The 19,181-nt window shown below is 63.5% G+C and carries 14 protein-coding genes; 9 read left to right on the top strand and 5 right to left on the bottom strand.

The features are described from left to right. Positions 1–6: 6 nt before the first annotated feature. From M3P27_10635 to M3P27_10625, 3 genes are all read left to right on the top strand, one after another. The gene (locus tag M3P27_10635; protein ID MDP9268763.1) at positions 7–399 is read left to right on the top strand and encodes a hypothetical protein; all 393 of its coding nucleotides are present in this window, start codon (positions 7–9) and stop codon (positions 397–399) included. 34 nt (positions 400–433) lie between these two features. Then, entirely contained in the window at positions 434–1,117 is a 684-nt protein-coding gene (locus tag M3P27_10630) for an outer membrane lipoprotein carrier protein LolA (GenBank protein ID MDP9268762.1), read from the top strand. 99 nt (positions 1,118–1,216) lie between these two features. Further along, positions 1,217–1,429 carry a hypothetical protein gene (locus tag M3P27_10625; protein ID MDP9268761.1) on the top strand — a complete coding sequence of 71 codons (213 nt, stop codon included), beginning with the start codon at positions 1,217–1,219 and terminating at the stop codon, positions 1,427–1,429. On the opposite strand, the gene M3P27_10620 is transcribed toward M3P27_10625, so the two are convergent. Beyond that, a complete protein-coding gene (locus M3P27_10620) occupies positions 1,426–2,862 on the bottom strand; it encodes a glycosyltransferase family 39 protein (protein MDP9268760.1) in 1,437 nt (478 codons plus the stop codon). The genes M3P27_10625 and M3P27_10620 overlap by 4 nt on opposite strands. A gap of 45 nt (positions 2,863–2,907) precedes the next feature. On the opposite strand from M3P27_10620, the gene M3P27_10615 reads away from it, so the two are divergent. The 3 genes from M3P27_10615 (at position 2,908) to M3P27_10605 (ending at position 8,589) form a co-directional block, all read left to right on the top strand. Then, complete coding sequence (locus M3P27_10615; protein MDP9268759.1) at positions 2,908–6,399, top strand: glycosyltransferase; 3,492 nt, start codon at positions 2,908–2,910, stop codon at positions 6,397–6,399. Between the two features lie 75 nt (positions 6,400–6,474). Then, positions 6,475–8,079 carry an L-glutamate gamma-semialdehyde dehydrogenase gene (gene pruA / locus M3P27_10610; GenBank protein ID MDP9268758.1) on the top strand — a complete coding sequence of 535 codons (1,605 nt, stop codon included), beginning with the start codon at positions 6,475–6,477 and terminating at the stop codon, positions 8,077–8,079. Between the two features lie 135 nt (positions 8,080–8,214). Further along, positions 8,215–8,589, top strand: coding sequence for a response regulator (locus M3P27_10605; protein ID MDP9268757.1), 375 nt, complete (start codon positions 8,215–8,217; stop codon positions 8,587–8,589). A 113-nt stretch (positions 8,590–8,702) separates the two neighbouring features. On the opposite strand, the gene M3P27_10600 is transcribed toward M3P27_10605, so the two are convergent. The 4 genes from M3P27_10600 to M3P27_10585 form a co-directional block, all read right to left on the bottom strand. Further along, the gene (locus M3P27_10600; GenBank protein ID MDP9268756.1) at positions 8,703–9,353 is read right to left on the bottom strand and encodes a response regulator transcription factor; all 651 of its coding nucleotides are present in this window, start codon (positions 9,351–9,353) and stop codon (positions 8,703–8,705) included. Next, a complete protein-coding gene (locus M3P27_10595) occupies positions 9,350–9,673 on the bottom strand; it encodes a PilZ domain-containing protein (protein MDP9268755.1) in 324 nt (107 codons plus the stop codon). The genes M3P27_10600 and M3P27_10595 overlap by 4 nt, the downstream gene beginning before the upstream one ends. A 246-nt stretch (positions 9,674–9,919) precedes the next feature. Next, positions 9,920–11,611, bottom strand: a complete 1,692-nt coding sequence (locus M3P27_10590) for a DUF2207 domain-containing protein (GenBank protein MDP9268754.1) — start codon at positions 11,609–11,611, stop codon at positions 9,920–9,922. Positions 11,612–11,697: 86 nt separating this feature from the next. Then, the gene (locus M3P27_10585; protein MDP9268753.1) at positions 11,698–12,246 is read right to left on the bottom strand and encodes a LemA family protein; all 549 of its coding nucleotides are present in this window, start codon (positions 12,244–12,246) and stop codon (positions 11,698–11,700) included. Between the two features lie 324 nt (positions 12,247–12,570). Here M3P27_10585 and M3P27_10580 point away from each other — a divergent pair, with 324 nt between their 5' ends. The 3 genes from M3P27_10580 to M3P27_10570 all read left to right on the top strand — a co-directional run. Continuing rightward, positions 12,571–13,725, top strand: coding sequence for a DUF1175 domain-containing protein (locus M3P27_10580; protein MDP9268752.1), 1,155 nt, complete (start codon positions 12,571–12,573; stop codon positions 13,723–13,725). After that, positions 13,725–18,440, top strand: coding sequence for an MG2 domain-containing protein (locus M3P27_10575; protein ID MDP9268751.1), 4,716 nt, complete (start codon positions 13,725–13,727; stop codon positions 18,438–18,440). The genes M3P27_10580 and M3P27_10575 overlap by 1 nt, the downstream gene beginning before the upstream one ends. Then, positions 18,440–19,181 (top strand): hypothetical protein (locus M3P27_10570; GenBank protein ID MDP9268750.1); only part of this gene is annotated, 742 nt, incomplete at its 3' end. The genes M3P27_10575 and M3P27_10570, both read left to right, overlap by 1 nt.

Genomic DNA, 19,181 nt, shown 5'->3' with positions numbered 1-19,181 from the left:
ATAACCATGTGGAAGACGATCAAGGGCTACATCGCGTGGGAGCACGAGCGCGGCAGCCTGCATTACGACGTGATGGTCACGGTGATCCTCGCCTTCATCTTCCTGGCACCGCTGTGGATCAACTTTAAGGACAAACCGATCGAGCGAAATCCGCATCAAACCAGAGTAGTCGTCCTTCCCGAAGAAAAAGGGCTTTTGGTCTACCAGATCGATGCTGCCGAGGTGCGCGGACAGGGCGATCAGGCCGTCCGCGAGAGCGCCCAGCGCGTGATCCAGCAGATCTCGAACTCCGAGGTCGAAGTGGTGAAGTGGGAGCCGGTATGCCGGCCAGGCTCGGGACCGTGCAATGCCGCGGCGGGTGAGCGCGTGACGGCGTATAAAGTATGGGCCAAGCCTTAGCCGGCCGGTAGTGCAGAGGCAGCGAAGCATGCAGATGAAGCAGCTCCGAAAACTCGGTTGCGTGATCGCGCTCGCCGTGATGGCGAGCGCCGCAGCAAGCGCCCAGAACCTGGACGCAGTGCTGAGCGCCATGGACCGCGCCGCCGCAAACTTCAGGTCCACCGAAGCCGACTTCACCTGGGACCAATACACCAGGGTCGTGAACGAGATCGACACCCAGAAAGGCAAAGTCTATTTCCGGCGCAACAACAAAGAGATCCAGATGGCCGCGGACATCGAGAAGCCGGAAGTGAAGGTGGTGGTCTACGCCGACGGCCAGGTAAAGATGTACCAGCCGAGGATCGACACGCTCACCGTCTACAACGCCGGCAAGAACAAAGCCGAGATGGAGAGCTTCATGGTACTGGGCTTTGGCGGCCGCGGCCACGATCTGCTGCCCAGCTACGACGTGAAGTATGCCGGCTCGGAGATGATCGACGGCGTGAAGACGGAGAAGTTGGAACTCGTTCCCAAGTCGCCAAAGACCAAGAACGTCTTCAACAAGATCGTGCTCTGGATCGACCCGTCGCGCGGCCTGAGCGTGCAGCAGCAGCTGTTCGCGAAAGAAGACTATCGGCTGGCAAAGTACTTCAACATCAAGGTCAACCAGAAGATCCCCGACGACGTATTCAAAGTGAAAACCACCAATCACACCAAGACGCTGACGCCGCAAGGCTGAAGCGCATCCTAATCCTAATGGACGCCGAGCCGGCCCGCCGCTCGTGTTTGGTGCTCCGGCAAGAAGCACGTGCCATATGCCATAACCCAGGGGACCCTCATGGGCAAACTCTTCGTGATTCCCAAAGCGCCGCAGCCGAAGCAGATGGACGAACGCTCGCCGGATCCGCGCTATCTTGAAGGCCAGCGCCTGCTGGTGGAAGCGATGAAATACCTGGCGCAGACCGACCCGCGGAAGAACCGTCCTGCGATCTCATTGCTGAGCGAGCATTTCCGCACCCGCTTCCGCATGAGCGACAAGCCGCCGGCCTAGGCGGGTTGCGGCTCGTCTGTCTGCCGCGTTCGTCGTGCTGACCCCAGCCACGCTGCGGCAAACACGATGACCACGGGAAAGCACTCCAGCGTGTAGCGCGATTCCGCGCCCTCCAGCGTTCCCAGCAGCACGGTGCGAAACAGCACCCAGGTAAGCATCAGCCCCGCAAGCCGCACGCGCCGTGTGGCGGCGCCCATCACGGCACCTCCCACATACAGCAGGTTCAGCACGCCCAGCGCGATGCCGATGAGGGAATCGTGGGGGTCGTTCTCATAGTCCCACCAATGATTGTCGAGTGGCAGCAGCTCGGTGCGCGGCCGGAACCACATGTCAGCGGCGCGTAGCGCGGGCAGTTCCGCGTACTGGCGGAACCAATGTCCGGAGATGCGCTCGCGCGCGAGCGCGGCAAAGCGCGCGTCCAGCTCCGGGGACATCTGATGGTCGTCGGCATTGTAGTCGTCGAAGAGTTCCCGCGTCCGCCGGCATTGTTCCTCGGAATCGCAGGCGCGCGTGGGCAGCTTGTCCGGGTCGACTTCCTCGCCCGGAACCGTCCACGAGAACTCCTCGACCGAGACGTAATCGATGAGCCAGGTCTTGGTCCAGAGGAAATATCCGTAGGTCACGAACTCGCTGGGATCGTTGGCGTAGCGCGGCGCCACCGGCTGGAAGACATGGAAGACGCGCCAGTTGCGGACTGTCCACGGCACCAGCGGTCCGAGCGCTACGGCGGCCACCAGCACGCCGGCCAGGAACACGCGTTTCATTCCTCCGCGAACCGCACGCGAGCGCCCTAGCCGGACAGCAAAATACGCGCCCAAGGCGGCGAGCAGCACGCCTCCATCCGGCCGGAGGAAGATGCTTGCCGCCACTGCGGCGCCGCAGCCCGCCCACCAGCGCAGATCATCCTGGCCGGCGCATGCCCGGGCAGCGCAGTAGAAGGTGAGAGTGGTAAAGAAGATAGCGAGCGTCTCCGCGAGCGGCGTGGTCGCAGCGTTGGCGAAGAACGGACACAGCGCCGCCAGCGCGAACGCCCAGCGCGCGGCACGCTCGCCCACGAGGTCGCGCGCCAGCGCCGCGATCAGGAAGCAGGTTCCCAGGTCCACGGCGATCTGGGTGAGCAGCACAGCGTGGTAGTGCTCGATGCCGGCGAACAGCCAGACGAGCGCGATGAAGGCGGGATATCCCGGCAGGCGGATCAGCGACGGGGTCACGCGGCTGCCATCGCTGAATCCGAGCGTGTGGTGTTGCAGCAGGTTCTTGGCAAGCTCGCCGTAGATGAACGAGTCGCCCTCGATGAGCCGCAGCTTCCAGAAAAACAGCAGCCGCAGCCCCAGGGCGGCAGCGGCGAACAGCAGAAAGAAGATGCGATGACGGCGCAATAGTTCCCGCACGTCGCGAGTGTAGCGCGTTTGACCGTCAACCGGCAGCGACATACGATGAAGTGACTTCTGACATCCTGACTCCCTGACTTCTTAACGATGGCCAAGCAAGTCTTCTTCGATCCACAAAAAACGCGCTGGCGCCGCATGCGTCCGATATTCGACGCGTTGGCGGTGGGGATCACCCTGGTGTTCATCGTTTTTGTGTTCACCATCCTGCGCGGAGAAGATCTGCCGGCCCTGCTGCTCCCGCAGCAGAAAGCGGGATACCGGCCGTACAAGGAAAAGCCAAAGCACCGCGGCGCCGCCCACAAGGGCACGCATCGCAAGACGGCGACCGCGCCCTCGCAGGTCGTGCTCAACCAGGAGGAAGGCATCCGCGCGGCTTTCTACGTCACCTGGGACGCCGGCAGCCTGGTGTCGTTACGCGAGTACGCCAACCAGATCGACCTGCTCTATCCCGAGTGGCTGCACGTGCTCACGTCCGACGGCCGCCTCCAGGCGCTCGGCCCAGACGCCAAGCTCTTCGACGTAGTGAGCGCTGACGCAGGGAACCAGGACCAGGCACATTTCGTGGACGACAAGGTGATGAAGTTGCTCGCCGACGAGAAGGCGGACACCGAAGTCTTCCCGCTGGTCAACAATTTCGATCCGGTAGCCAAGCGCTGGATCGCCGACCTCGACGGCTTCCTCAACAGCGCGCAAGCGCGCGCCACCTTCCGCCGCCAGGTGCTGGCCTTCCTGGCGACCGACAAGTACCGCGGTCTCTCACTCGACTTCGAGAGTTTTCCGCCGACAGCGCAGCCCGGCTTTCGCGCGCTGGTCCAGGAGCTGGCACAGGACCTGCACGCGCGCGGCCTCAAGCTCTACGTGAATCTGCCCACCGGTGACAACGATTTCGATTACGCCTTCATCGCGCAGCAGGTCGATGGCATCGTGCTGATGGATTACGACCAGCACTCTTCCGAGAACGAGGCTGGCCCGGTCGCGGCGCAGGAGTGGTTCCTCGCCAATCTCGAGGCCGCGCTCAAAGTGATCCCGAAAGAAAAGATCATCTGCGGCATCGGCAACTACGGCTACGACTGGCCCACGCCGCCGAAGGGAAAGACGAAGGCGGCCGCCATCGACGTGAAGACCTATTCGGTGCAGGAAGCATGGCTGACCGCTAAGGAGTCCGAAGCCGAGGTCGAGCTCGATGGGGACACGCTCAACTCGCGCTATGCCTACCTCGACGAGCGGAACGTGAAACACGATGTGTGGTTCCTCGACGCCGTCACCGCACTCGACCAGATGCGAGGTGCGGGCCGCCTGGGCATCTCGACCTTCGCGCTCTGGCGCCTGGGCGCGGAAGACCGCTCACTGTGGAGTGTGTGGGACAAGCCCGGCGAGGCGGACGCGCCACAGAAGCTGAAGCTGGTTCCACCCGGGCACGACGTCGACCTCGAAGGCCACGGCGACATCCTGCGCATCGAACAACGTCCGGGGAAGGGCGCGCGCGATATCACTGTCACCGACGGCTTGATCACCGCGCAGCGCCTCACCGCGACACCCTCGCCTTACGTCATCCAGCAATATGGCGCGCGGCAGCAGCAGATCGTGCTCAGTTTCGATGACGGTCCCGACCCGCGGTGGACACCGCAGATCCTCGATGTGCTCAAGCGCGAGCAGGCCCCGGCGGTATTTTTCCTGATCGGCGGCGCCGCGCAGGACGAGCCGAGCCTGATGAAGCGCATCTACGCCGAAGGCCACGAGATCGGCAATCACACCTACACTCATCCCGACATCTCGAACATCTCGAAACGCTTCATGGCGATCGAGCTGAACCTCACCGAGCGGCTGTTCGCCGCCAAGCTCGGCGTGAAGCCGCTGTTCTTCCGTCCGCCATACTCTATCGACCAGGAGCCGGACGTGGACGAACAAGTGCGTCCGCTCGAGATAGTGCAGGACATGGGATATCTCACCGTCGGGTCGAAGATCGATCCCAACGACTGGAAGGCGAACCCGCATCGCACCGCCGAGGAGATCACCGCCAGCGTGGTCGAGGGCTTGACGCACAAAGCGAACCTGCAAGCGTGCACCGCCGCCGACCCGTGTGGGAACATCGTGCTGCTGCACGATGGTGGTGGCGATCGCCGCGAGACGGTGCGCGCCCTGCCGATGATCATCCACGAGCTGCGCGCTCGCGGCTACCAGCTCGTCTCCGTTGCGGAGCTGCTGGGCAGAACGCGCGCCGAAGTCATGCCGCCCATCTCCGCGAACGAGCGCTGGTCCGCGCAGGTGGATCGCTTTGCCTTCTGGCTTTACGGTGTGGGATGGGATTTCATCGTGCTCGTCTTCTTCGTGGGGGACGTGCTGATGACGGCGCGATTGCTGTTCATCGGCGTGTTCGCCATCTACGATCGCGTGCGCGGTTCCACGCTTCAGCCCGGCGCCGACGTCTTCCGGCCGGAGGTCGCCGTGCTCATCCCGGCATATAACGAAGCCACCGTCATCGAGCGCACCGTGCGCGCGGTGTTGCGCTCGAAGTATCCTCACCTGCGCGCAATCGTGATCGACGATGGTTCTACCGACGCGACCGCTGCGGTCGTGCGTGGGGCTTTCGCCGCGGAGATCGCCGGCGGCAAGGTCTTGCTGCTCACCAAGGCGAACGCCGGCAAGGCCGAAGCGCTGAATCTGGGCCTGGAGCACGTGCAGGAGGAGTTCTTTGTCGGCATCGACGCCGACACCGTGGTTGCGGCAGAAGCGATCACGCGCTTGGTCGAGCACTTTGTCGGTCCCAAGGTCGCCGCCGCCGCGGGCAACACCAAGGTCGGCAACCGCGTGAATATCTGGACGCGCTGGCAGGCGCTCGAGTACATCACCAGCCAGAACTTCGAGCGGCGCGCGCTCAACGTGTTCGGCGCGGTGAGTGTGGTGCCGGGCGCGCTCGGCGCGTGGCGCACCGCCGCGGTGCGCGAGGCGGGCGGATACCACACCGACACCGTGGCCGAGGATGCCGACCTCACCATGTCATTGCTGGAGCGCGGCTACAAGGTCGTCTATGACGACCGCGCGCTCGCCTTCACCGAGGCGCCCGACTCCGCCAGCGGGCTGATGCGCCAGCGCTTCCGCTGGTCATTCGGCATCTTGCAAGCGGTGTGGAAGCACCGCGGCGTGTTTGCGCGGCGCGGCACGCTGGGATGGATCGCGCTGCCGAACATCGTGGTCTTCCAGATCATGTTGCCGCTGGTCTCCCCGTTCATCGATGTGCTCTACGTGGTGGGCGCGCTTACCTATCTGTGGAACAAGATCCAGCATCCGGAGACGGCGAATCCCGCGACCATCGAGCGGCTCACGCTCTACTTCGTGCTCTTCCTGGTGGTGGACTTCATCGCGTCAGCCATCGCTTTTTCGCTGGAGCGGCGCGAGACCACGACGAAGAAGGATTTCTGGCTGCTCTCCCAGGTGTGGCTGCAACGCTTTGCCTACCGGCAGCTCTTCTCCGTGGTCTTATTCAAGACACTGAAGCGCGCTCTCGATGGACGTCCCTTCAACTGGGACAAACTCGAGCGCACGGCCGGGGTCAGCGAGCTGCACGCACAGCATCAGTAGCCGTGCAGGCCCCGCGGCGTCTGTTCTCGCCCCTGGTTTCTCCTTGTTACAATGAAGGGTTCCCAGGAGGTCCGTATGGCCACCGTTCAAGCTCCCAGCATCCGCACCGCACTTCGTACCGCACTTCCGGAAGGCGCATTCCACAACGAGCCGCTCACCGATTTCACGCGCGACGAGAACCGGCGCGCGATGAAAGAAGCGCTGGCGCGGGTGCGCGCCGAGCTGGGGCGCGAGTATGACCTGGTCATCGGCGGCGAGCTGGTGAAGACCTCAGGGAAGATCAAGTCGATGTCGCCGGCGGATCCAAGCGTGGTGGTGGGCATCCATCAGCGCGCCGAGCGCGAGCATGCCGAGCAGGCCATGCAAGCCGCGCTGGCCGCGTTCGAGAGGTGGAAGCATGCATCGCTCGAAGAGCGCACCGGGTTGCTGTTGCGCACCGCGGCGATCCTGCGCGAGCGCAAGCACGAGTTCAGCGCCTGGATGGTCTACGAAGTCGGCAAGAACTGGGCCGAGGCTGACGCCGATACCGCTGAGTGCATCGATTTTGCCGAGTTCTACGCGCGCGAAGCCGTGCGGCTCTCGCGCGTCGAGACTCCGGTGCAGTTGCCGGGCGAGCACGACCAGCTGCGCTACATCGCACTGGGAGTGGGCGCGGTCATCCCCCCGTGGAATTTCCCGCTGGCCATCATGGCGGGCATGACGATGGCGTCCATCGTCAGCGGTAACACCGTGATCGTGAAGCCCTCCTCGGATTCGCCGACCATCGCGGCAAGATTCTTCGAGGCCTTGCAGGAAGCCGGCATGCCCGATGGCGTAGTGAACTTCTGTCCCGGCGGCGGCAGCACCTTCGGCAACGCCGTTGTGGAGCATCCCAAGACGCGCTTCATCGCTTTCACCGGCTCGAAAGAGGTGGGACTCGATATCCACGCACGCGCGGCGCAGACCCACCCGGGACAGAGCTGGATCAAACGCACCATCCTCGAGATGGGCGGCAAGGATTCCATCATCGTCGAAGCCGACGCCAACCTCGACGCCGCCGTGGAAGGTGTGGCCGTCGCCGCCTTCGGCTTCCAGGGACAGAAGTGCTCAGCCTGCTCGCGCGCCATCGTGGACGAGAAGGTCTACGACGTGTTCGTGCAGCGCCTCAAAGACCGCGTGGAAAAGTTCAAAGTCGGTGAGCCCACCGAGAACTACGCCATGGGCCCGGTGGTGAATGAAGGCGCGATGAAGTCCATCTTGGAATACATGGAGCTCGGACGCAAGGAAGGCCGGCTGCTCACCGGCGGCGGCCGCGACACTGAGGCGGGCGCGGGCTACTACCTCAAGCCCACCGTGTTCGTGGACGTGGCTCCCACCGCGCGGCTGGCGCAGGAAGAGATCTTCGGACCCGTGCTGTCAGTGATCAGGTCGCGCGGTTTCGAAGACGCGCTGGCTATCGCCAACAACACTGAGTTCGGGCTGACTGGCGCCATCTACACCAGCTCGCAAGAGAAGATCGAGCGCGCCAAGCGCGACTTCCACGTCGGCAACCTGTACATCAACCGCAAGTGCACCGGCGCGATGGTCGGCGCGCATCCCTTTGGCGGCTTCAATATGTCGGGAACTGACTCCAAAGCCGGCGGTCCGGATTATCTCTACCTGTTCACGCAGGCAAAATCGATCGGAGAGAAGATCGTCTAGCGCTCTGGCCGGGCCGGGGGTATGGCGATTTGACTTTTGTCGCGTCGGGTAGCGAGAATACCTGCACTGCGGCCGGGGGTCGTTGGGGCCGCCACCTTTCGCTTCCCAGTGTTCCGGTCCCGAGGGGCCATTCCTATGGCGAAGATCCTCTGTGTGGATGACGAGCCGCACGTAGTCACCTTGAAGTGCGCGATCCTCGAAGCCGCCGGGCACGACGTGACTGCTTCGACCTCGGCTCACGACGCCATCCAAAAACTGCAGCGCGAAGAGTACGACGCGGTCGTCACTGACTGGCGCCTGGGCGATGCCAACGGACGCGCCGTCGTGCAAGCCGCGAAATCGCATTCCTCCATGCCGGTGGTAGTGGTCTCCGGCTACGTCGCCGAGGCCTTCCAGGCGGCCGAGCCACTGGCCGACCTTTATCTCGAGAAGCCGGTGAATCCGGAGGAGCTCGTCACCATCGTGAACGAGCTGCTGAAGAACGGCGACAAGGCTGCGACTCAGCCTTAATAAGCGGCGCACGACATCCAGCGACAACCCCCCGGACAGCTAACGCGGAAGAGGACATCTCTCTGCCCGGAATCTCCAAGTGGCGGTTGCTGCGACGCGCCGCGCAAAGCGGCCTAATTCTTTCCGGCGACCGCGGTGGAGGCGGCAGCCGCCTCTGCCAGGATGCGATGGTGGATGGTGAACAGCGCCAGCTCCAGGCGATCGCCCACGCCGATCTTGTCGTAGACGTTGCGCAGATAATTCTTTATGACCTGCTCGGTGGTGGCGAGGCGCGTGGCGATCTCCTTATTCTTGTAACCCTGTACTACGAGCGCCACGATCTTCAATTCCTTGGGCGTGAGCCGGTCGCGGACGCGCGCGCCGACCCGGTCACTCTCTTCCACTTCCTTGGCCACGGCGTTGTCTTGCACCCAGCTCTCGCCTTTCGAGACTTTGCGGATGCACTCCACCAGCGCGGCTCCGGTCACGTTGCGGTACACGATGCCGGCGGCGCCGGCACGGATGAGGTCAGCGGCGTTCTCGGGCTTGTCGGAGACCACCACGACCTGCGTCTTATTGCGTTTGGCGTCGGCCGCCACCTTGGCCATGTCCGGGACGATGGTGTCGGAGATCACCAGCACCCCGGCACGGAAGCGGTCGAGCGCCATGGTTACCTGGTCGGCATTCTGCGCCTGCGCCACGATGCGCAAATCGTCTTCCACCGCCAGCACTTTGGCTGCGCCTGCGCGGAAGATGGCTTGATTGTCGGCGAGGATGACCTTCAACGTCGCTCCCGTAACTTGCCCCGTTTGAATTTGTAGTCGTCGATCACGCATGCCAGGCCGCTCTTGCCCTCCGCGTCTTCCTTGCGCACCACGCGCCCGATGCAGCGCACCGTCACGTCGGTCTTGGTGCCCAGCACGTCCTTCGGCAAGCGGATATCGAAGCGCACCGCCGAGCCGATGCTCAATTTTGCGTCGGCCTCGAAATACACCCCCGCGGCGCTCATGTTTGCGGTGGTCCCGGAGTGCTTGCCGGTGGATGGAGACTGGATGGTGATCGGCAACTGCAGCGGAAAACGCTTGCCGGTACGCTCGTCGCGCAACTTGGGCCTCCTGCTATCCAGTCCGGGGAAGGGCGAAAGTGGTTATATCACGAATGAGTGAGTGAAAAGGCGGAAGGCAAGGCATGAAAGTAGTAGAGGACGGCCGACGGCCGTCCTCTCAGCAAATGCACCGAATCGGCGATGTCAGTCGGTGAGCAGGCCGGCGGCAAGATAGCCGAACGCGAGCCCGACCCGGCGCCAAACGCGTGCAGACCACAGGCGCCCCTAGAATCAGAGTTGCTGCGGCTAGAAAGCGCCGCCGCCGCCGCCGCCGAACCCGCCGCCGGAGGAGCCGCCGCCAGAGAACCCGCCGCCGCCCGAGAATCCCGACCCGCTGGATTCGGAGCGCGGAGCTGAAACGAAGTCGCGGTGCGCCTGGTCGGCCATGCCGCCCAGGTTGTTGGTGAACACGTAGGGATTAAAGTTCGTGTAACCCGGGCCGTAGCCCTGGTACCACTGCGGCGGCGTCTGCAGGATGCCCTCGAACTTCTTCGACCACTGATGTTCCACTCCCAGCGCCATGGCGAACGGCAGAAATTGTTCGAAGGTGTTTGGCGGCATGCGCTTCAAGCGGTCGGCGTCCACGCGTGTCATGAACTCCTGGAAGCCGAGCACGCTGATGTATGTCCTCTGCCCGGCAAACGTCTTCGCCGTCATCTTGCGACCGAAGAGCCACACGATGACCAGCGCGGCCACGATCGAAAGTATCGCCACGAACCCGGAATCAGCCACGTTGGTGATCCCCAGCACCTGCAGCGCGACGAAGGGTGCGGCGATGAGCACGATCCCCAGCATGCGCCACATGTTCGCCTGCTCAGGATTCACGCTGTAAACCTTCTTCGCCTTGAGTGCCGTAAGGATGTCTTGCTTGAGCAATGGCACCACGGTGTAGAAGTGATTGCGCAAGCTGGAGAGCGTTATGCTCTGGCCGGCCTCTGCCCCTACGAACAGATTGTTCAAGAGCGTCCGCTCGTGGGGGGCCAGCACTCCCCACTCGCTCCCTGGCTTCAACAGGTGGAATACGTAATCTTTGCTGGTGAACAGCAACACCTTGTCCTGCTTCTCTTCGATCTTGATGTAGCCGCGCACGGCCAGGTCCACGATGGTGGATGTGATATCGCGCGGGTCGACCGAATCGTCGACCAGGGCGCCCACTTCGGCGGGCGTGTAGCCTTTAGGCGGCTCGTACATCGCCGCAACCGAGAGTCCAATCTCCGGCTCGCGGCCCTTCCACCACCACAGTGCGAACATAACGAGGAATGCCGCGAGGGGCAGCAAGACGATGGGATTGCTGCGCACGAACGAGACCGCTTTGCTCAGCGTGGACGGCTCATGCAAAATGCCTTTGGGGACGTAGACATCGATGGTCAGCCCGCCGCGCATGGGTAGCGGGTTCGTGGTCTCGAACACGGCCACGGTTCCAACCAACTTTGCGGTGGCTTCCTGGTCGTGCGAGCCGTAGACGCCGGTGAAGGCCTGCACCCGCAGTTGCTCAGCAGCCTTCCCGGGGAAGCTGACGAGAGCAGCGGCGTGGTCGATGGGCACCGGCCAGTCGTTGCCGGTCACGTTCCAGTAAAACTCGTCGTGGTCAGGGAAGTAGCGCACCGCATTCGGCACGGTGTAGGTGATCTGCACGACCTTGGTGGTGTCGGCCGCACCAGGGACGTAGATCTTCAGCCGGCGCTCACCACTGCCAGTGTGGGTTTCGTAGGTCAGTGGGCTGCCGTACTGATCGGTCACGCCGGTGACCTTGAGGAAGAGCGAGTAGTTCGTGCCGTTCGGTCCGGGATATTCCACCGGGATGTTGCGGTAGATCCCATTCCATTGTCCGATGAAGACGAGCGTGATCTTTTCCGTGACGCTGGTCTCGCCATTCTCGGAGACGATGATGTTGGAAGTGAAATCGGAGATGCGCCAACTACGCGCTGCCGCCGGCACGCACCAGGCCAACCATAACAAAGACAGGACGAGGAGCTTCCCTCTGCGGAAGAAGCAGCTGCGAGGGCTGGCGAGTGCCGCCATGACTAGAACTTTACGGCCACGTTCTCGCGCTCGGCAGCAGCGACCTCGAAGAACTGCCGTGGCGTGAAGCCGAACATGCCGGCGATGATATTGGATGGGAAGCTGGCGATCTTGGTGTTGAGATCGCGCACCACCGCGTTGTAATAGCGGCGCGATTCCTGCAGCGCGGTCTCCACCTCGTTGAGCGCGTTCTGCAGGCTTTGGAACTGTCCCGACGCCTGCAATTGCGGATACTGCTCTGCCACCGCGAACAAGCTCTTCAGCGCCAAGGTGAGCTGACCTTCGGCCTGGGCACGATCTGCCGGCCCGGTGGCCTGCATCGCCATGGAGCGGAACTTGGCGACGTTCTCGAACGTCCCTTTTTCGTGCGCGGCATAGCCCTTCACCGTCTCGACCAGGTTGGGGATAAGGTCGTGGCGACGCTTGAGCTGCACGTCGATGTCGCTCCACGCGTTGTCCGCCCGCACCCGCAGTTGCACCAGGCTGTTGTAGGTGGCCGCCACCAGCACCACCGCGCCGACCACGATAACCAGCAGCAGGATCAAGCCCATTGTGACCTCCGGGGATGAGCGAGAGAGGATTCGGAAGGTACCATAGTGGTCGGAGCCGAGCAAACCAGCAGGACGATGTACGTTGGTAACCGCGGCGGTTTGACGGCCCGCCCGTCCACAGTCTGACACGAGGTGTTGCCTGGGCCCCACGCTCTCGCCACGCCTCGTTCTTCTTTGTGCGCTATTTTCGCGGCTTTCCGATTGGCAGCGCGACTGCACTATCCCCATCAGGAGGGTGGGGCGAGCGAGTTTTTTTGCTAACGGTGCGGTGGTGATTTACAGTCCCCTTCGCTCCTCCTCACAACCTGCATGGTCGCAACGGCAATGTCCCGAAGAGCATGGGCCCTGCTGCTCGCCGTCTCTCTGGTGCTCACGGCAGCAAGCGCGCTGGCCTTCCATCGCCGCAGCCTGCTTCGCAACCCTGGCCCGGTCCGTTTAGAGGTCGAGCCCGCCACGCTCACCCTGCCCGCCGACGGCGCCTCGGTCGCGCGCCTGATCATCCGTCGTAGTGACGGTGCTGCGCTAGAACCGAGAGACCTTCGCGTGGTCGTTAATGTGATCGGCAACGCAAACGGCCTGAGCGGCGGCAATGGAAGCGGGAGCGAACGCGTGCGCATCTCGCTGGCTGCCAGCGGCGACGCCGTCGAGGCCGCGCTGCTTCCCGGCGTGCTGCCCGGAAACGGCCAGCTTCGCTTTGAAGCCGCCGCGTTGCCGCCGGCGAGAGTCGGCTTGCAGCTTGCGCCGGCCTTCGACGACCGCTTCCGCGACGGCACGCCCGACTTCATGCGGCTCGACTCACCCGCCGACCGCGACGCCTTCCGTCGCTGGTTCACGGAGATCGCCGAGTATCAAGCCCTGCGTAACGACGCCGCGCCCGCCGAGATAGCCGACTGCGCCGCACTGCTGCGCTACGCCTATCGCAACGCGTTGCACGCGCACGACGCGGCATGGCTGGAAGAGACGCGCATGGCCGCCATCGGCGGAGCCTCCGTCGGGAAGTATTCATATCCCTTCACACCGCTGGGCGCATCGCTGTTCCGGGTAAAGCCCGGCGCCTTCCGTGCCGAGGACTTGGACCCCGGTTTGCAGCGGGACGTCCAACGGGACGTTCGGCGGAAAGCCAGCTTTGCCGAGTTTGCTGACGTTTACACGCTCAAAGAGCGTAACTCATACTTCGTGAGCCGCGACCTGCGCGAGGCGCGTGCCGGTGACCTGCTGTTCTACCGCCAGCTCGAGCAGCACTCTCCCTTCCACTCCATGGTCTTCGTAGGACGCAGCCGCCTGGCCGACGCCGGCGAAGACGTGATCGTCTACCACACCGGCCCGATCGACGGTCTACCCAAGAAGAAGCCGGGCGAGATGCGCCGCGCCACCGTCACTCAGCTTTTGCAGCATCCTGATCCGCGCTGGCGTCCGCTCGCCGGCAACCGTAATTTTCTGGGCGTCTACCGCTGGAACATCCTCCGGGAGTCATACTGATGCGCCGATTATTGCCGCGCCGCTTGCTGATCGCCTGCTTCCTCGTGTTCTCCGCGCTCACCGTTTTCGCGCAGGAGCAGCATCCGTATTTCTCGCTCAGCAGCGAGCGCACCTTTCTCCCCGGCGAGAAGCCGACCATCCGGGCGTACGCGCGCGATGTCGACGTGCTCGAGTTTCGCGTCTACCACGTGAACGATCCGGAAAAATTCTTCTCGCAGTTGAAGAGCGTGCACAACTTTGGCGAGGCGCGGCACACCGAGGAGCGCGAGCAGATCGAAGAAAAGAGCTGGCTGGAACGCTTCCACGACTGGAAGCGGAGCCTGTGGCGGGCCATCCGTGATTTCTTCCGGCGGCAATTCTCCAGCGACTCGCGCTCGCTCATCCGGCAGAAGCAGGCGGAGAAGCAGAAGAGCACCCGCATCGGCCAAGCCACGCTGTTCGCGCAGGTCCCAGTGCTGAACTCCAGTCAGCTGATGGCGCGCTGGCGGCAGGAGGTCCCGCCGAAGTATTTCTCCGAGACGCAGGAGATCCCACTCGACTCGCTCAAGGGAGGCGTCTACGTGGTCGAGGCCACCGACGGACACTTGCGCGCCTACACCGTCGTGATCGTCAGCCAGATGGGGCTGATCACCAAGTCGGCCTCCGGACAGGTGTTGGCCTTTGCCGCCGACCGCAAGAGCGGCGCCCCGATCGAGGATGCGACCGTGGTGATCTGGTCGCACGACAAAGAGATCTTTCGCGGCAAGAGTGATGACCATGGACTCGCGGAAGCCAAACTCACCGCATTGGGTGGCGAGAGCTACGAGAACACGTGGGTGCTGGCCACGTACGGCGACGACGTTGCCATCGTCGCGCCCTACTCCTTCAACCTGAGCAGCGATCCGTGGCGCGATTGGGCGGGATACATCTACACCGACCGTCCCGTCTTCCGTCCGGGACACACCGTCCACTTCAAAGCCATCCTGCGCGAGCGCGAGGGTGAGAGCTGGCGCATCCCGAAGATGAAGGAGGCACAGGTCGTTCTCGAAGATCCCACCTCGAAACAGGTCTACCAGAAGACGCTGCCACTCGACGGCATGGGCACGCTGCACGGCGATTACGACGTTCCCGCGAACGCCGCGCTCGGCTACTACTCCATCACCGTCCGCACGCCTGCCGGTTCCTCGATGAATGGCGGCTTCCATGTCGAGGAGTACAAGAAGCCGGAATATGAAGTGAAGGTCACGCCCGACAAGATGCGCGTGCTCGAAGGCGAATCAGTCACCGCGACCATCGAGGCACGCTACTACTTCGGCGAACCGGTCGCGGGCGCCGAGGTCACGTATGTCGTCCACACCATGCCGTATTGGTCGCCTTACATCGATCGTTACGAAAACGAAGACAGCGGGATGAGCGCCGGCGAGGAAGGCGGCGGCGAGGGCGACGAGGGCGATGGCTACGAGGCCGGCTACTACGGCGGCGAACAGGAATCCGAACAGAAGGGCAAGCTCGATGCCGACGGCAAGCTGCGCATCAAAGTGCCCACCCGCGTCGATGACCGCAAGCAGGACGTGCGCTATCGCATCGAAGCGCGCGTGATGGATGCCGCCAACCGCGAGATATCCGGCGCGAACTCGGTGATCGCCACTTACGGCGACTACCAGATCTCGGTGCGTCCCGACAGCTACGTCTACCAGATGAACCAGAGCGCGCGCGTGAATGTGGTCGCGCGAGATTACGACGGCAAGCCGGTCAAGACCACCGTCCACCTCGAGCTGCGCCGCTGGGCGTGGCAGGGGAAGGGGCGCGAGCAAGTGCCGCCGGAGCAGGCACAAGACGTCACCACCGGCGCCGACGGCAATGCCGTCGCCACCTTCCACGTGACCACTCCTGGCAGTTATTGGGTGGAGGCGCGCGCCAAGGCGACGCAGAATCGCGACCTGCGCGCCACCGGATATCTCTGGGTCGCTGGACCCGGTGAGCAGTGGTGGGGGGCGGAGAACCGCCAGATCAAGCTCATTGCCGACAAACCGAAGTATCAGCCCGGCGATACGGCGCACGTTCTCGTGCTCAGCGGCATGCCGCACGCGTATGCGCTCGTCACCACCGAAGGACGCGACATCCAGAGCAAGCGCATCGTCGAGCTCAGGTCGCCGAGCGAGACCATCGACGTCCCCATCACCAGCGACAACCAGCCCAACATCTATCTTGCGGTCGCTTTCCTCGCCGACAATGCTTTGTACCAGGCGGCGAAGAACCTGAAAGTCCCCGCCACCGACAAGCAGTTGCGGATCGAGATCTCGCCGACCAAGGAAACGTTCACGCCCGGCGAGAAAGCCAGCTACGTGATCAACGTGAAGGACTCTTCCGGCAAGCCGGTGCAAGGCGAGTTCTCCATCGGCGTGGTGGATGAGGCCATCTACGCCATCAAGCCAGATACCTCGGGCGACATGATGCAGACCTTCTTCGGCTCGGTGTACAACGCGGTCTCGACCGAGTCGTCGCTCACTTTCTACTTTTCCGGACAGGCGGGCGAGAAGCCGATGCAGCTCGCCAACCGCACGGCGAATTATTCCCAGCGCGCGCTGGCACAGCTGAAGCCCAACGAGACGCTGGTCGCGCCCAAGATCCGCAAGAATTTCCCGGACACCGCTCTCTGGCAGCCCGACTTCCGTACCGACGCGAAGGGATTTGCCATCGCCAACCTCGTCTTTCCGGACTCGCTCACCACCTGGCGCGCCACCGTGCGCGGCATCACGCTCGATACCAAGGTGGGCAGCGCCATCAATCGCATCATCGTGCGCAAGAACGTGATGGTGCGTCTTGCTGTGCCGCGCTTCTTCCGCGATGGCGACGAGGTCGTGATCTCCGTGCTGGTGCACAACTACCTGAAGTCGGGAAAATCCGCGCAAGTGTCGCTCGACGTCTCCGGCCTCGAAGTGATCGGCGGCAGCACGCAGACGCTCACCGTTCCCAGCCGCGGCGAGGTCAAGGCTGACTGGCGCGTGCGTGCGGGCAAGATCCGCAAGGCCGTGCTCACCGCCAAGGCGCTCACCAATGAAGAGTCAGACGCGATGGAGCTCACGCTGCCGGTGGTGCCTTACGGCGTGAAGCTTGCCGACGCCAACTCCGGCGCCATCACCACGCCGCAAGGCCGCGCCGAGTCCACCATCAACTTCCCGGCGCAGACGGACGCCTCCGCGCACGCGCTCGAGGTCAACATGACGCCCTCGGTCGCGGGCAGCATCTTCGGCGCGCTCGATTACCTGACCAGCTATCCCTACGGCTGCACCGAGCAGACGATGTCCAGCTTCCTGCCCGACATCGTGGTGGCGCAGGCGATGAAAGAACTCAAGCTTGAGACCAGCGTGAACTCGCCCGAGTTGGAGAGGAAGATCCGCGCCGGCCTCGACCGCCTCTACGACTTCCAGCACGACGATGGCGGCTGGGGATGGTGGAAGGAAGACGAAAGCCACGTCTTCATGACCGCGTACGTTGTCAGCGGACTCGCGCAGGCACGCGGCGCCGGCTATGACGTGAAGGCGGGAGCTATCGAGAATGGCAAGAACTGGCTGCGCGGCTCGATCGCGAAGTATCCACGCATGCGCCCCGACCTGCACGCCTACGTGCTCTACGCGTTGGCGGCCGCGGGCGAGCGCGATCCCAAGATGGTGGAAGCCGTATGGGAGAAGCGCGAGCGGATGAATACCCAGGGCCTCGCCTTCCTCGGCCTCGCGTTGCATGCCATCGGCGACATGCGCGCCGCGCAGATCGCCGACCGCGTGGAAAAGCAGGCGACCGTGCTGCCCGCAGAGGTCTATTGGAGCGCCGACTTCGATTACCTGATGGAGTTCCGCGCCGACGATGCTGCCGAGACCACGGCCTACGCCGTCCGGCTGCTCAGCCTGATGAAGCCAGACAGCCCGCTGCTTCCCAAGGCCACGTTCTGGCTCATCAGCCATCGCAATGGCGGCTACTACTGGGATTCGACCAAGCAGACCGCGATGGTCGTCTTCGGACTCACCGAGTATCTGCGCGTGAGCCGCGAACTCGACGCCAACTTCGATGCGGCCGCGCTGGTGAATTCGAAGCAGGTCGCCGCAAAACACTTCAGCCGTGCCGACGTCTTCGATCCTTCGGCGCAACCGCACGTCAGCCTCGGTCCTGAGCAACTGCAACCCACGAGCAACAATGTGCTGTTCACCAAGTCGGGCGCGGGCCGCCTCTACTGGTCCACGCGCGCCGAGTACTACTCCACCGATAAGCGCATGTTCCAGTCGAACAAGCTCTCACTCAACATCACGCGCGATTACTTCCGCCTGGCGCAGGTGACGGAGAAGGGCAAGATCGTCTACGACCTCGTGCCGCTTTCCGGCGAACTGCATCCCGGCGATGTGCTCGCGGTGCGGCTCACCGTCAGCGGTTCCGAGTGGCGCTACCTGATGATCGAGGATCCCATCCCCGCCGGCGCCGAGTTCCTGCAAAAGGACAGCCTCTACGAGATCCGCAACCGGCCCAGCTGGTGGGAGAGTTACTGGTCGCGCCGCGAGTTCCACGATGACCGTGCCGCCATCTTCCAGACGTACTTCGATGGCGACCGCGCGCCGCACCATTACTTCTATCTGCTGAAGATCGTGAACCCGGGCAAGTATCGCGTGAGCCCGGCCTCGGTGCAGCCGATGTATCAGCCTTCGATCATCTCGACCACCGACGCTGCCACCGTGGAGGTGAAGTGATGTCGCTCGCCATCGTCCGTGATTCGCTTCGCGCCACGGCCCGCCCGCGCCTGCTGTGGCTGGCGGAGTTCGTGCTCAACCCGCTCTTCTTCGTGCTCTTCTGGTTCTGGCTGCTGATCCCGGAGAGCGGTGTGGGACAACTGCTGCTCAGCTTCACGCTCGCCGCGCTAATCGCCGTCGGCTTCCTTACGCTGCTCGGCGCCACGCTGTCTTGGTATCTCGATCATCACGCCGGCGAAACCCCGACGCTGCGCTCTGCTTTCGGCAAAGGCTTGCGCCATTTCGTCTGGCTCGCGATCTGGGGATTCGTGCCGCTGGCCGTCTGCCGGCTCCTCGAATGGGCGGAGAGCTATCAGTACCAGCTGCCAACGTATATCCGCTCGTCGCTGCCGGCGGGGATGCGCGCACACATCTCGGAGGCCCAGCTGCTCTGGCTCTACCTCTTTATCCTCGCGGTGCTCTTCTGGGTGGTGACGCTCGCCGTCTGGCTGCCGCCCGCGGCGCAGCTAGCGGCGCGCGGCTTTCGCGGATTCGGGCGCGAAGGATTTCGCGCCTGGGGACGCTCCCTACGCAGCCTGCAGTACTGGTTGCTCGTCGCATTCACCGCTCTGCTTGGCGTGTGGCTGCCCACGCTGCTGCTGGACTGGAAGCTGAAGCAAGGGACAACGTTCGGCGTGGAGATGACCAGCCTGATCGGGCGCCTCGCGCTCGCCTACGTGCTCGCGCTCTGCGCCTGGATGC

It is taken from the genome of Acidobacteriota bacterium, from assembly GCA_030774055.1.
Classification (GTDB): domain Bacteria; phylum Acidobacteriota; class Terriglobia; order Terriglobales; family Acidobacteriaceae; genus JACPNR01.
The sequence above is the reverse complement of the archived record's forward strand: the minus strand, read 5'-3'. Positions and strand labels throughout refer to the sequence as shown.

What these genes read in the sequence shown, in the direction of transcription:
- M3P27_10635 (MDP9268763.1), top strand. Translation starts at nt 7, where the DNA reads ATGTGGAAGACGATCAAGGGCTACATCGCGTGGGAGCACGAGCGCGGC.
- M3P27_10630 (MDP9268762.1), top strand. Translation starts at nt 434, where the DNA reads ATGAAGCAGCTCCGAAAACTCGGTTGCGTGATCGCGCTCGCCGTGATG.
- M3P27_10625 (MDP9268761.1), top strand. Translation starts at nt 1,217, where the DNA reads ATGGGCAAACTCTTCGTGATTCCCAAAGCGCCGCAGCCGAAGCAGATG.
- M3P27_10620 (MDP9268760.1), bottom strand. Translation starts at nt 2,862, where the DNA reads ATGTCGCTGCCGGTTGACGGTCAAACGCGCTACACTCGCGACGTGCGG.
- M3P27_10615 (MDP9268759.1), top strand. Translation starts at nt 2,908, where the DNA reads ATGGCCAAGCAAGTCTTCTTCGATCCACAAAAAACGCGCTGGCGCCGC.
- pruA (MDP9268758.1), top strand. Translation starts at nt 6,475, where the DNA reads ATGGCCACCGTTCAAGCTCCCAGCATCCGCACCGCACTTCGTACCGCA.
- M3P27_10605 (MDP9268757.1), top strand. Translation starts at nt 8,215, where the DNA reads ATGGCGAAGATCCTCTGTGTGGATGACGAGCCGCACGTAGTCACCTTG.
- M3P27_10585 (MDP9268753.1), bottom strand. Translation starts at nt 12,246, where the DNA reads ATGGGCTTGATCCTGCTGCTGGTTATCGTGGTCGGCGCGGTGGTGCTG.
- M3P27_10580 (MDP9268752.1), top strand. Translation starts at nt 12,571, where the DNA reads ATGTCCCGAAGAGCATGGGCCCTGCTGCTCGCCGTCTCTCTGGTGCTC.
- M3P27_10575 (MDP9268751.1), top strand. Translation starts at nt 13,725, where the DNA reads ATGCGCCGATTATTGCCGCGCCGCTTGCTGATCGCCTGCTTCCTCGTG.